General features: G+C 38.8%; 15 protein-coding genes. All 15 read right to left on the bottom strand.

Going from position 1 to position 13559, the window contains the following annotated elements; all coding sequences use genetic code 11:
- Nucleotides 1-81: 81 nt before the first annotated feature.
- The 15 genes from VRHSUH10_RS05045 to infA all read right to left on the bottom strand — a co-directional run bounded on the left by VRHSUH10_RS05045 (nucleotide 82) and on the right by infA (nucleotide 13549).
- On the bottom strand, nucleotides 82-1428 hold the full coding sequence (locus tag VRHSUH10_RS05045) for an MATE family efflux transporter (protein ID WP_105089696.1): 1347 nt from the start codon (nucleotides 1426-1428) through the stop codon (nucleotides 82-84).
- Nucleotides 1429-1500: 72 nt separating this feature from the next.
- The gene (locus VRHSUH10_RS05050) at nucleotides 1501-2220 is read right to left on the bottom strand and encodes a LemA family protein (protein ID WP_105089697.1); all 720 of its coding nucleotides are present in this window, start codon (nucleotides 2218-2220) and stop codon (nucleotides 1501-1503) included.
- Nucleotides 2213-4063: an MAG1210 family protein gene (locus tag VRHSUH10_RS05055; RefSeq protein ID WP_233187080.1), complete on the bottom strand. Its 1851-nt coding sequence runs from the start codon at nucleotides 4061-4063 to the stop codon at nucleotides 2213-2215. Before VRHSUH10_RS05055 ends, VRHSUH10_RS05050 begins: the two co-directional genes overlap by 8 nt.
- Before the next feature lie 341 nt (nucleotides 4064-4404).
- Complete coding sequence (locus VRHSUH10_RS05060) at nucleotides 4405-5277, bottom strand: 2-oxoacid:ferredoxin oxidoreductase subunit beta (RefSeq protein WP_105089698.1); 873 nt, start codon at nucleotides 5275-5277, stop codon at nucleotides 4405-4407.
- A gap of 1 nt (nucleotide 5278) precedes the next feature.
- Nucleotides 5279-7030, bottom strand: coding sequence for a 2-oxoacid:acceptor oxidoreductase subunit alpha (locus tag VRHSUH10_RS05065; protein ID WP_105089699.1), 1752 nt, complete (start codon nucleotides 7028-7030; stop codon nucleotides 5279-5281).
- Nucleotides 7031-7300: 270 nt separating this feature from the next.
- Nucleotides 7301-8086, bottom strand: a complete 786-nt coding sequence (gene truA, locus VRHSUH10_RS05070; RefSeq protein ID WP_105089700.1) for a tRNA pseudouridine(38-40) synthase TruA — start codon at nucleotides 8084-8086, stop codon at nucleotides 7301-7303.
- Nucleotides 8083-8886, bottom strand: coding sequence for an energy-coupling factor transporter transmembrane protein EcfT (locus VRHSUH10_RS05075; protein WP_105089701.1), 804 nt, complete (start codon nucleotides 8884-8886; stop codon nucleotides 8083-8085). Before VRHSUH10_RS05075 ends, truA begins: the two co-directional genes overlap by 4 nt.
- Nucleotides 8876-9736, bottom strand: coding sequence for an energy-coupling factor transporter ATPase (locus VRHSUH10_RS05080; protein WP_105089702.1), 861 nt, complete (start codon nucleotides 9734-9736; stop codon nucleotides 8876-8878). Before VRHSUH10_RS05080 ends, VRHSUH10_RS05075 begins: the two co-directional genes overlap by 11 nt.
- Complete coding sequence (locus VRHSUH10_RS05085) at nucleotides 9736-10683, bottom strand: energy-coupling factor transporter ATPase (RefSeq protein WP_105089703.1); 948 nt, start codon at nucleotides 10681-10683, stop codon at nucleotides 9736-9738. Before VRHSUH10_RS05085 ends, VRHSUH10_RS05080 begins: the two co-directional genes overlap by 1 nt.
- Nucleotides 10684-10965: 282 nt before the next feature.
- Nucleotides 10966-11301, bottom strand: a complete 336-nt coding sequence (gene rplQ / locus VRHSUH10_RS05090) for a 50S ribosomal protein L17 (RefSeq protein ID WP_004695155.1) — start codon at nucleotides 11299-11301, stop codon at nucleotides 10966-10968.
- A gap of 12 nt (nucleotides 11302-11313) precedes the next feature.
- The gene (locus tag VRHSUH10_RS05095) at nucleotides 11314-12318 is read right to left on the bottom strand and encodes a DNA-directed RNA polymerase subunit alpha (RefSeq protein WP_105089704.1); all 1005 of its coding nucleotides are present in this window, start codon (nucleotides 12316-12318) and stop codon (nucleotides 11314-11316) included.
- Nucleotides 12319-12389: 71 nt separating this feature from the next.
- The gene (gene rpsK, locus VRHSUH10_RS05100) at nucleotides 12390-12779 is read right to left on the bottom strand and encodes a 30S ribosomal protein S11 (protein WP_004695151.1); all 390 of its coding nucleotides are present in this window, start codon (nucleotides 12777-12779) and stop codon (nucleotides 12390-12392) included.
- Between the two features lie 19 nt (nucleotides 12780-12798).
- Entirely contained in the window at nucleotides 12799-13167 is a 369-nt protein-coding gene (rpsM, locus tag VRHSUH10_RS05105) for a 30S ribosomal protein S13 (RefSeq protein ID WP_059364029.1), read from the bottom strand.
- A 23-nt stretch (nucleotides 13168-13190) separates the two neighbouring features.
- Nucleotides 13191-13304: a 50S ribosomal protein L36 gene (rpmJ, locus tag VRHSUH10_RS05110; protein ID WP_004695148.1), complete on the bottom strand. Its 114-nt coding sequence runs from the start codon at nucleotides 13302-13304 to the stop codon at nucleotides 13191-13193.
- 26 nt (nucleotides 13305-13330) lie between these two features.
- On the bottom strand, nucleotides 13331-13549 hold the full coding sequence (gene infA, locus VRHSUH10_RS05115) for a translation initiation factor IF-1 (RefSeq protein ID WP_004695147.1): 219 nt from the start codon (nucleotides 13547-13549) through the stop codon (nucleotides 13331-13333).
- Between the last annotated feature and the right edge of the window lie 10 nt (nucleotides 13550-13559).

Consider the following 13559-nt stretch of genomic DNA (forward strand, 5'->3'; position numbering starts at 1 on the left):
AATTAGCCTTACACTCTCTAATGTAAGGCTAACTATATCTACAAACTACTAAAAGTATATTGAAATCGTGTAAATATAAGACTATGCCTCTATGAGGCGTCTATTTTTCCACTTCCCACTATACCAGCGATATACAAATAATAAACCTCGTAAAATTTCATCTACCGCCATGGCAATCCAAATGCCTACGAGCCCCCATTCCCAGTAAATTCCAAATAGATAGGACAATGGTACAGCACATAACCACATGCCAAAAATGCCTACGAGCATCGGTGTTCTAATATCCCCTGCTGCTTGTAAGCAGCCAACCATAACAATATTAACGGCACGACCTAACTCAAGAAAAATCTCAATCAGTAATACATTATGTGCTAACGATAGGATTTCTGGATCCGTAGTAAATATGGATAGTACAATATCACTGGTAATATAAAAGAACGTAGCCAGTCCTACACTAATGGCAATGGCTAACAACATAGAATGCCATACGCGATTTGTCACCTCAGCTTGTCGTTTAGCCCCCATCAGGTAACCCACAATAACTTGAGATGCATTTGCTAATGCTATGGTATATACATAGCAAAGCATGGCAATAACTGATACATACACCTTTGTATTAATAACAGCTAGCCCTAGGATGTTGACCATTTTCATAATCGTTGTCTGAGATAGCTGATAGCTTAATGTTTCACCACCAGAGGGAACACTGATATTCAGTAAAGACTTAACCGTATGCCACGGGAATGGTTTTAAAAATTTGAAGCTCACCTCTAAAGTAAGCAACTTCTTAAAGGTATAGCCAATAATTACGAGGCCTACCACCTTAGATAACCAGGTAGAAATTGATACCCCTAGTACACCAAGGCTTGGTATGGGACCATGACCAAATATTAATACATAGTTAGTTGTGATATGGATAACATTCATAACTAACGCGATATACATAGTAACACGCGTTAATGAATGGCCTCTAAATACGGCAACCAGCGCATAATACATAGCCTGAATCGGTAATCCTGCGGCCACAATGGTCGTATATATCGACGTATCACTCATCGTTTCGGGAGGTATACCTAGCCATGTAAAAATCCATTCATGACAGGTGATAAAGAATACGGCCGCAACAGATGAAAACAAAAAGTTCAACACCAAACTGACCGTACACACCTCAGATAGCTTAGACTGATTCTTAGCCCCTAAATACTGGGCAATCAAAATCGTCGTAGCTGTACTCATAACAATGATGAGCATAATAAAGATATTTAAAATTTGATTGGCATTAGCCACAGCTGCTACCGCTTGAGGAGAGTAATGGCTCATCATTACTTGGTCTATATTACCTACTAACAGCTGTAGGAATACTTCGATAAATATAGGCCAGCTCAATGTCCAGATAGACAAGCTAATCCCTTTTTCATAAGACTTCATAGTATCCCCTTATATACTAATGTCAGATTTTATAGTATGCCCTTTATACACTAACCTCCAATTGCCTATCCCTTAAAAGAAAACGCCTTTAGATTTTTCTTTAGTTTCTTGATCTGCAATAAATGGAATTCTAGTAGTTCTACCTTCTTTGGCCGCTACAATCTTTTTAAATGGGAATTCAAAGATTTCTCTATTCCAAGTATTTACAGCATCATTATACAACGTTCTAGCTGCAGTAATTTCTTTTTGTAAGTAAGAATTTTGTTGCATTGCATCACGAATTGTATCTTGGCTTTGTAATTCTGGATAATTTTCTATAGCTACGTTGAGGGCTCTTGTAGCCTTGTTAAGTTGTGCATTCACATCACTTCTAGATTCTTCAGAAAAATTACCACTTCTATACTTAGCAATGTCTACAAGGATATCCTTATCAACTTCAATAGATTTTTCCACAAGTTTAGCCGCATTAGAAAGAATCACAACACGTTGCTCCATATAGTTATCAATTTCAGATGCAGCATTTTGAATTCTTTGTTCCATCATATTAAACTCTGAGCTAATTTGTTTTAATCGCCACCATGGATAAATCAATACAATGGCGCCAATAATAGATACTAGATACTTGTCTATAACTATGCCTAAAACGATACCGATAACACCAACTGCCATAAGGATCGTTGGAAGAAGTTTTTCAAAGCCACTAGTTTCAACAGGGATTACCTTAGCGATAACATGCACATCTCTGCCTTCAGACATAATTTCCGGATTCATTTCGTCGAGTTGGTTAGCCATTTTGGGTACCTCCAAATTCTTTGTAAATAGTATTTAATAAATCGTCGAGAGACTGATTTTGTCGATATAGTTTACCTGCCATAAAGTGATCGTATGCAAAAGACCGATCTCTATTATTTTCAGATTTTTGATACTGGTCTAGACCTTTAATATGATTAAAATCCTCTCCAGCAGATTTAATTTCTGAAACCTCTATCAATTCGTGTTTTGTAACAGGAACATACTCGTCCCAGCGGACTGGTACATAATAGGTTCTACCATTACCCGCTCGCACAGGCACTTCATCTATGTGTTCAATCGTTCTATACGAATAGGCATCTACCTTAATCACTTCTGAGTCACCTTCATTTTTATGGTGGCTAGTCTTAAGGATTGTTTTTACATTATTACGCTCCGACGCATTAGGGGGAACAAATAAATTGAGTCCCATTTTATTGGCTAGCATTTCTGTAATGTAATCATTATATTTGAAAGCATAAGATTTACTATAAATATAATCATTAGATGCCATCTGTTGATACACAGGAATTGCTAAAATTGGGAGGAATGAGAAATACATATGATCAAAGTAACTACAGTTGTAATTAATGAACTTCTCTTTAATCTTTTCGAATGAAAAATCATAATACTGAGATGGCGAAGTATCAAAATCCCAGTTTTGAGAGTTGTCAGCTTTAACCTCATTAATTTTACATTCTTTGTTAAATATAAAATCATCGCCATACGGTGAGTTTTCAAAAATATCCTTGTAGTTGCTTTGTGCTAACGGCGTAAACAATACACGGAACTCAACTTCATTATTACGATCTAATGCATTAAATTGAGCATCAAACTCTTCATTGGCTAGAGCTTGGAAATTACCTCCGTCCTCCAATGAATCTTCAGCTTTCTTTCTAAGACTAGCAATGCCTTTTGCTAAGCGACTCTTGGCACCACCAAAATTAAAGAATCCTTTTTCCGGTGGTTTTCTATGAAATGTTAAGTTAGGTGCCGCATGATTGCCATACACTAAAGATACTCTATTGGCATAATACGGACCAGGTTGTCTTATGACTGCACGTAGTGTTTCGTTCACATCTCTAGTCTTCAAATTCCCATTAGAATCTACATACTCCTCAGTATAGGTCACATCTAATGTGCCTTCATAGGTATAGTCATCCAGCCAGTGGACTATACGCTTAAGAAACACAAAGGGATTTCCTAAAATATCGCCAGATGCAATATCTAATGTGGAATGGTTCACATCACCTTTTTCCAAGAATCCATAATCTTTAACGAGCTGTTCATATCGTTCAATATTAAAATTAGAATCCATATGAATAAAAGGAATCGCCTTTTTTATGAGTTCCATAGTCATTTCACTATGAAAGAGATTATTCAAAGGCGCCATCATCTCATAACCTTCTTGGCGCATTTGAGCTAAGGCCGCATCTAGGTCTTTAAGCTTTTCCTCAAGGCTCTTACTATTGGGCTTAATCCAATATAGATATAAACCTACACATAGAACTAGAACCGCAATACAAATAATAATAGATACAATATCTACATGATTTTGTGAAAACTGATAGACACCATAAATAATGGCCCCTATACCGATAACAATATCAATCTTTTTAATAATGCCAAATCGTTTATATGATGTATTCGATTGATCTCGATTCTCTGATACAGAGGTATATTTGTCTATTAAAACTTTATTGGTATCTATATCTACCTTGGATTGATTGACTAAATCTTGAAAGTATTCCTCGGTGACTTGCTGGAAGGCATCCTTTAACTCTTCCCGATAATACTTAAGCGGCTCTAGCAATGCTTCATTATATTCATTCGACACGTTACTCATTCCCTCTCCTTAATGAATCGTACAGTAAGTACTACATCTATACGTTTCCATTATGCCTCATATTCTGAAATAACAGCCTCTTATACTTATAAGCTTTCAATTTTTTACTTAATTATAAATATCCTAAATTATAAATTAGTATATCAATTAAGAAAACCTCCGTAAAGTAAGAATACTATTCATAACACAATAAAGTAACCATATTACTTATATCACTATAAAATAACCATACTATTCATGATACGCTAAAGTAATCATACGATTAATAATGTAAAAACCCCTCTTTACTAGACATCCAGTAAAGAGGGGTTCAGATCATAAATGATCCAATTTAAATAAGATTATTTAAATTGATTGCAAAGGCTATCGAATAGTGCTTGATCTGGTTTTACAACATCTTCAGTCAATGGGCGAGGATGTGGACCACCATTTGCTGCAGCCATAGCTTTTTCGAAGGAAGGTTTAGTAGTATCTTGATAAATAAGACCTGTAACCAAACCATCTGTTTCACCCAAAGTTTTAAGTGCTGTTGCACGATCTGTTGGATCATAACCTTCTGGCAATGCAACTAGGTGTTCTTTGAACCAGTCATAGCTGTTGTGTTTATTGTAAGTAACACATGGGCTGAATACGTTAATGAAGGAGAAACCTTCATGATCCATTGCTTGTTGAATCAAATCAACAAGTTCTGCACGGTTAATCATGTAACCTTGCGCTACGAATGTAGCACCTGCAGCAATTGCAGTTTCACAAACGGACAATGGAGATTCGAATGCCCCACGAGGAGTTGTTTTTGTAACAAAACCGATGTCGGAACGAGGGGATGCTTGACCTTTAGTCAAACCATATACATGGTTATCCATAACGATGTATGTCATGTTTACATTACGTTTGAAAGCATGGATAGTGTGACCCATACCAATAGCGAATGCATCACCATCACCGGAGCAAGCGATAACTTCTAAGTCTTGGTTAGCAAGTTTAACGCCTTGTGCGTAAGGAAGCGCACGACCATGAGTTGTATGTGCACCATATGCGTAGAAATAACCACCGATACGGCTAGAGCAACCGATACCGGAAATTACTGCTAATTTTTCTGGTGGAATATTTCTTGCTGCTACAGCATCAGTAATTGCTGCTTGAACCCCATAATGGCCACAGCCAGGACACCAGTTTGGACGAATATCGTTTCTGTAATCTTTAGCTGTTGTCATATTATAGGACCTCCTTAATAGCATTTTTCACATAACTTTTTGTGAATGGATTACCATCGTATTTCAAGCAGCTGGAAATTTTAGATTTCTTATGCATGTTGATTTTAAATAAGTTAGTCAATTGGCCTGTTGCATTGTGTTCAACGATAACCACTTTTTTCGCAGCATCCATAAATGGTTGTAATTGTTTTGCTGGGAATGGTTTAATCAAGCGCAATTGTAAGTGGTTAACTTTAACGCCTTCTTGATCGAATTCAGCAACTGCTTCTTCGATAGCACCACGGCTGGAAGCCATACCTACAACAAGTACATCTGCTTCGTCGTATTTAGCATTATTCAAGAATGGTTCATAGTTATCAGCTACAGTTTCCAATTTGCGGAAACGTTTATCAGTTTGCGCTACGTGCATTGTAGGCGCTTCTGCTGGTTTACCTTCTTCATTATGTTCAAGACCTGTAGAAAGGAATAGACCATTTTTCATGCCAGGAATTGTACGAGGAGAAATGCCATCTTCAGTCAATTCAAAGCGTTTGAAATAATGAGGTTGTTCCAATTCAGGAAGGTCAGCTTCTTTCATCATTTTACCGCGGTTAATAGGCACACGGTTCAAGTCGAAGGAAGGAACAGATTGTTTATTCAAACCTTGTTGTAAGTCAGGCATGAAGATAACTGGGCATTGGTACATTTCTGCCAAGTTGAATGCTTTTTGAATTTCATAGAAGCATTCTTCGATAGATGTTGGAGAAATTACGATACCAGCGTAATCGCCATGTGCATTGTAGCAAGCCGCATCAATATCAGATTGTTCAACCTTTGTAGCCATACCTGTGGATGGGCCAGAACGTTGAACATCGATAACAACCATTGGCAATTCAGCCATGGAAGCCATGGATAAGGATTCAGCCATCAAGGAAAGACCAGGGCCAGAAGTACATGTGAAGCCACGAACACCTGCGTATACGCCGCCCATAGCTGTCATACATGCTGCGATTTCGTCCTCTGTTTGAACGATTGTAGCACCCAATTTATCCATGTTTTTAATCATATATTCCATTACTTCAGATGCTGGAGTAATAGGATAAGATGCCATGAAACGGGAACCCGCTGCGATAGCACCTAAAGCACATGCTTCATTACCTAATAAGAACATTTGATCTTTCTTACCAGGAGCTGGCAATGTATCGATTTCAACATCGCCTAATTTTTCCATTACAAGGCTATGACCATCGTCAAAAGCAGCCAAGTTTTTATCCACGATTTCTTGGGATTTTTTCGCAAATTTAGCAGCAATCGCATCTTTGAACATCTTAGTATCAAAACCAAGAAGTGCAACAGACATACCAAGTGCAACGATGTTACGCATCAACATGGAACCTTGTTTCATTGCTGTTTCAGAAATTGGCAAGGACAAGCAATTAACCTTTGTACCTTCAAATTTAGAGAAGTCAGGACTTACTTTGCTGTCACAAATGATGTAACCGCCATCGCGAACTTCAGAACCATGCATATCAACTGTTTCTTGATCAAGAGAAAGCAAGAAGTCTACGCCTTCACCAATGGACATAACTTGTTCTAATGCAACGCGCAATGCGAATGTAGTATGACCACCTTTGATACGAGATGCAAATAAACGTTGGCTATACAAGGAATAACCTTCTTTAGCGAGGATTGTCGCCATGATTTCGCCACAACTCTCAATACCTTCACCTTGTTGGCCGCCCATTTTCCAGATAAAATCTTTACGTTTTTGCAAGAGATTCACCCTCCTTAGGATAAAAATTACACTGCTGACAAGAGTCTACCTTACTATGTTAATGTTTTATAGTACGAACCTGTCTATATCGTCATTGTATCATGTATATTTTGGGTTTACAATGTATCATTTCACATAATAATAGGTATAAATTAAGGCATTATAACTAAAAATTATAAGAAAAAAGGATACTACATGCTATGTAGTATCCTTTTAGTATTAATAGTTATCGTTTTAAATAAATTATAGGAGAATGTAGTCTATACAAAATTATATAGAATATTTATTCTGTAATACCTCTTGCTGCCGTTCTTCGGTAAAGAAGATTTCCTCTAGACACAAACCTTGAGCTGGTGCCGTTTTGCCTATTACACGGCGATCTTTAGCTGCTAAATAGCCCTTAATCTCCTCTACCTTACGTCGTCCCAGCCCTACATCGACGAGCAATCCCGCAATATTGCGAACCATGTGATATAAGAAGCCATCACCTATAACAGAAATGGTAACATGAGGACCATCTGCCTCTACGTGAATTCCCATGATTGTTTTTACTGGATCTGCAGGCGTTGAATTCGTACCCTTTAAGGTTGTAAAGTCATGCGTGCCTAATAGTTCATTACCGGCTGCTTGCATAAGCTCAATATTAAGAGGCTTCTTAACGTGCCAATGGTATCGCTTTGTCAGTGGATTGGCAATGAGTTGATTATGGATGGTATATACATACTCTTTACCATATATATTCCATCGCGGCTTCCAATCGAGGGGAATTTCCACCGCCTCAAGAACAACTATATCCTTTGGAATATGTGCAATCATAGCGCGAGGAATATTTTCTGCCGGTATAGATCCAGATGTTTGGAACGTACAGACTTGAAACTTCGCATGTACCCCTGCATCGGTTCTAGAAGCACCGTAGATTTGAATTGGTTCATTACAAATTTTTGACAATCCATATTCTAAACAGCCTTGTACCGTTAAGCCCTTATCGTCGGGTTGCTTTTGATAGCCTGCTAAGTCAGTGCCATCATAAGCGACTATAATCCGTATATTTCTCATAGATCAAGCCACCATAAAACGATGAGTACAATGGTAACTAGAATGACCGCCCCTACACCGATATAATCTACATAGGTAACTTGTAGTTCTTTCATGCGCGTACGATTCACACCGCCTCTATAACAGCGAGCCTCCATGGCAATAGCTAGTTCATCTGCACGTCTAAAAGCACTAATAAATAATGGTACTAAGAGAGGCACCATATTTTTAGCACGTTGAATGATAGAACCGGTTACAAAGTCTGCACCACGAGCAGATTGAGCTTTCATAATACGATCTGTCTCATCTAGTAAAGTTGGAATAAAGCGCAATGCAATAGTCATCATCATTGCTAATTCGTGAGCTGGCACACCAATACAACGGAATGGATTGAGCAAATGTTCAATACCATCGGTCAAACGAATTGGTGATGTCGTATAGGTCAATAAGGACGAGAACAAGATTAAAAAGATTAATCGCGCTGCCATTTGTAGACCCATAGCCAAGCCTTGATCTGTAATATTGATGATCCACCATTGGAAGATTGTATTACCTGGTGTTGTAAAGATATGAATGCCCATGGTAAATACGATGATAATCCAAAGTGGTTTAATAGCAGACCACATCAAGCGTAATGGCAATCGTGATAAAAGCATAGCAAAGATTGTAAATGCCCCTACCAAGCCATACGCAAGAGGAGAGTTCGCTAGGAAGATGGCTACCACAAATATTGTAGTAGCAATAATCTTTGCACGAGGATCCATGCGATGCAAGAAGGAGTTTCCTGGGAAGTATTGCCCTATAGTAATGTTATTTAACATGGCTACCTCCTTCTAGAATGGCTTGTACTGCATCATCTACAGATAATACACGATTAGACACATCTAGTCCCTGTTCACGCAAATACTCCATAGTGACAGACACTGGTGGTACGTCTACACCAACCGCCTGTAATTCATCGCGATGATTATTAAAGATATCCATCGGCTCTCCATCGAGAACGATGCGACCTTTATCTAGGACTACAAGGCGAGATGCCATGCGCGAAATATCTTCCATATTATGAGATACAAGGATTACTGTAATACCCTTTTCTTTATGAAGACGAATAATTTCTTCAAAGATTTCTTCACGACCAAATGGATCAAGGCCTGCAGATGGCTCATCAAGAACTAGGAAGTCCGGATTCATAGCCACTACACCGGCAATAGCAACGCGACGCATTTGACCACCAGATAGGTGGAATGGAGAACGCTCTGCATAAGTGTCGTAGTCGAGGCCTACAAATTTCATGGCATCTCGCACGCGTTCATCCACTTCAGCTGCACTAAGACCTAAGTTCTTAGGACCAAAGGCAATATCTTCAGCAATGGTTTCTTCAAATAGTTGATGTTCTGGATATTGGAAGACCATGCCTACCTTATGGCGCATCTTCTTAGCTTCCTCTGTAGAAGCGCTAATATCTACACCATTAACAGTAACGGTTCCGGTAGTAGGATGTAATAAACCATTCAAATGTTGTACAAAGGTAGATTTACCAGACCCGGTATGACCAATGATGCCCAAAAACTCACCGTTTTCAACAGTAAGAGATACACCATGAAGGGCCGTTTTTTCAAATGGAGTGCCTACACCATAGGTATAGGTAATATTATCTAATACAATCGCCATTAGTGTGTGCCCTCCCCTCTTACTACATTTGAATTTTCATTGTTAGGAGAACTCATCTTGTGAGCACTTACGTTATGTTCACTTAGTAATTGATCCGCCAATTTAGAATGTTTTAGTCCTTCTGCTAATTCTTCATTGTTGATGATACTCTTACCTACTTCATAACCTTTTTCATTCAATTTGAAAGCAATTTCAGACGCAACTGGTACATCGAGGCCAAGGCCTTTTAAAGTATCTACATGGCTAAAAATCTCACGAGGGGTTCCATCATGTAACTTCACGCCATTTTTCATTACTACCACACGATCAGCTGTAACAGCTTCCTCCATAAAGTGTGTAATGTATACGATAGTAATACCTTCCTCTTTATTGAGTTTATGAACTGTTTCAAGTACTTCACGGCGACCTTTAGGGTCGAGCATAGCTGTTGGCTCATCAAGGACGATACAATCTGGTTTCATAGCAAGTACGCCGGCAATGGCAATGCGTTGCTTTTGACCACCAGACAACAAATGAGGACCATGTTCTCTATATTCAGTCATATTTACAGCCTCTAACGCTGCATCGACGCGTTTTCTAATTTCCGCGCTAGGAATACCAAGGTTTTCTGGACCAAAGGCAACGTCCTCTTCTACGACAGCCGCCACAATTTGGTTATCAGGATTTTGGAACACCATGCCTACATGTTGACGTATATCCCAAATATGCGCTTCATCACGCGTATCATAGCCACATACATTGATATAACCTTCGCTAGGTTGTAATAACACGTTGAAATGCTTGGCTAGTGTACTTTTACCACTACCATTAGTACCGATAATACAAACAAACTCACCACGCTTGATGGATAAACTCACATCATTTAGTGCATGTACATCATTGCCATTTTCATCACTATAAATATGACTCATATGATTGACGTCAATCATAATGTCTTTTTCATTCATGGATAACCTCATATCTTTCTAGTCAATTTCGTCTTTGTGAAAGTATAACCTTTAAATTGTATATAACAGTATTGACCTATTAACAACAACAAATTAATGTAATCCACTGTATAGATTAAGCATTAATGATTGCCATAGATTTATGTGAAAAGGTTAACAATATTTATTCATTCTTTACGATAACTGCTAACATATTACGATATTATACTAATCGATTGTACCATAAAATTGACAATAAAAAAACGGTGCTGCAACATAAGTTACAACACCGTATGAGTTTGATTAAACTAACTCGATAATAGCCAAAGGTGCAGCGTCACCTTTGCGAAGACCAGTTTTGATTACACGAGTGTAACCACCTTGACGGTCTGCATATTTTGGAGCAATTGTATCAAACAATTTTTTTACTACGCTTTCATCCATGAGGTATGCAAGAACTTGGCGACGTGCATGAAGATCACCACGTTTAGCCAAAGTTACCATTTGATCAGCTAAAGAGCGAAGTTCTTTCGCTTTAGCTTCTGTAGTTTCAATACGCTCATATTGGAAGAAAGATGTTAACATGCTACGGAACAACGCTTTACGAGCGGAGCTGTCGCGGCCTAATTTTCTGTACATTCGTCTTCCTCCTTATTCGCCTTTTTGTTTAAGTTGAAAACCACCTGGATGATTGTTGAGTTTTTCCTCAATTTCATCGATGGATTTTTTGCCTAAATTGCGAACTTTTCCTAAGTCATCAATGGTTTTGTCTAGCAAATCTGCAATTGTATTAATGCCAGCACGTTTCAAGCAGTTATACGCACGAACAGAGAGTTCCAACTCATCGATGGAAATCTTTGCTGGGCCGTCATCTACAGCTGGTTCTTCATTATCGGAACCTACTGGATCAACAACGATACCGCCTTCACCTGTGTTTACATCTACAACATCTGCAGAGTGCGCTAATTTAGTGAAGTTCCCTAAATAACCAATCATAATGGCAGCAGATTTTGCTACTGCATCAGCAGCAGTAATGGAACCATCAGTCCAAACTTCTAATGTAAGTTTGTCAAAGTCCATTTCATTGCCTACACGAACATCACTCACTTCGTATTTGGCACGAAGAATTGGAGAGAAGATGGAATCGATTGGAATACAACCGATTACATCTGTATCTTTTTTATTCTTCGTGGAAGGAACGTAACCTTTGCCACGTTCGATTACTACGTCCATTACGAGATGAGCTGTCTCATCCATTGTCGCAATCACTAGTTCAGGATTCAATACTTCTACTTCTGGTGGGAATTGTTCAGCTAAGTCAGCAGCTGTCAATACGCCGTCCTTTTGGAAGTCAAAATGAACTTCCAAAGGTAATTGAACATCTTCTTCAACTTTGATGCACAATTGCTTTAAGTTAAGGATGATATCCGTAACGTCTTCGCGAATACCAGGAATAGTAGAGAACTCATGAAGAACTCCATCAATTTTGATAGAGGTGATAGCTGCCCCATCCAAGGATGAAAGCAAAATTCTGCGTAAGCTATTACCGAGAGTGATACCATAGCCACGGTCTAATGGTTCACATACGAACTTACCATAGCGACCGCCTTCGGCGATGTCCACTTTCTCGATTTTAAGTTTCTTTTCTTCGCTCATCAGGAACATCCTCCTATACAACACACGTTCATAGTTTAATTATAGCACCGTATCAAATCGGCCGCTATAAATTATACACGACGGCGTTTTGGAGGGCGACAACCATTGTGAGGAATTGGAGTTACGTCTTTAATGGAAGTAACTTCAAGACCTGCAGCTTGTAAAGCACGGATTGCAGCTTCACGGCCGGATCCAGGACCTTTTACGAATACTTCAACAGTGCGAAGACCATGTTCCATTGCAGCTTTAGCAGCTTGTTCAGCAGCCATTTGAGCAGCGAATGGAGTGGATTTACGGGAACCACGGAAGCCCAAGCCACCAGCGGAAGCCCAAGACAACGCGTTACCGTTTGTATCTGTCAAAGTTACGATAGTGTTATTGAATGTAGAACGAATATGAGCCGCACCGGATTCAATATGTTTCTTTTCTTTTCTTTTAGTTCTAACAACTTTTTTAGCCACGCTTTATCCCTCCTTTATCTTATTTCTTTTTACCAGCAATTGCTTTTCTAGGACCTTTGCGAGTACGTGCATTCGTTTTAGTACGTTGACCACGAAGTGGTAAACCCATACGATGACGTTTGCCTCGATAGGAGTTGATTTCAATTAAGCGTTTAATGTTAAGAGCTTCTTCACGACGAAGGTCACCTTCAACTTTGTAATCAGCATCTAACAATTCACGGATTTTCGCTACTTCATCTTCAGAAAGATCACGAACACGTGTGTCAGGATTGATGCCAGTTTTAGCAATGATTTCAGCTGCTAAAGTTGGACCAATACCATAAATATAAGTTAAACCAATTTCCACTCGTTTATCACGAGGTAAATCTACACCGGCGATACGTGCCATCTAATCATCCACCTCCTATCAGATTATCCTTGTTTTTGTTTATGTTTTGGATTTTCGCAAATAACCATTACACGGCCTTTGCGTTTAATGATTTTACATTTTTCGCATATCTTTTTAACTGATGGTTGAACCTTCATTAGTACCTCCTTTGTGGACCCTATGCTTATTTGAAGCGATAGGTGATGCGACCACGATTTAAGTCATACGGTGTCAGTTCCATAGTAACTTTATCACCAGGAAGAATACGGATAAAATTCATACGCATTTTACCTGACACATGAGCCAATACGATATGACCATTTTCCAATTCAACTTGGAACATGGCATTCGGTAAAGCCTCAACTACCGTACCTTCCACCTCAATAACGTCTTCTTTTGACATATCTTTTCCT

It is taken from the genome of Veillonella sp. T11011-6, from assembly GCF_002959755.1.
Taxonomy (GTDB): Bacteria; Bacillota; Negativicutes; order Veillonellales; family Veillonellaceae; genus Veillonella.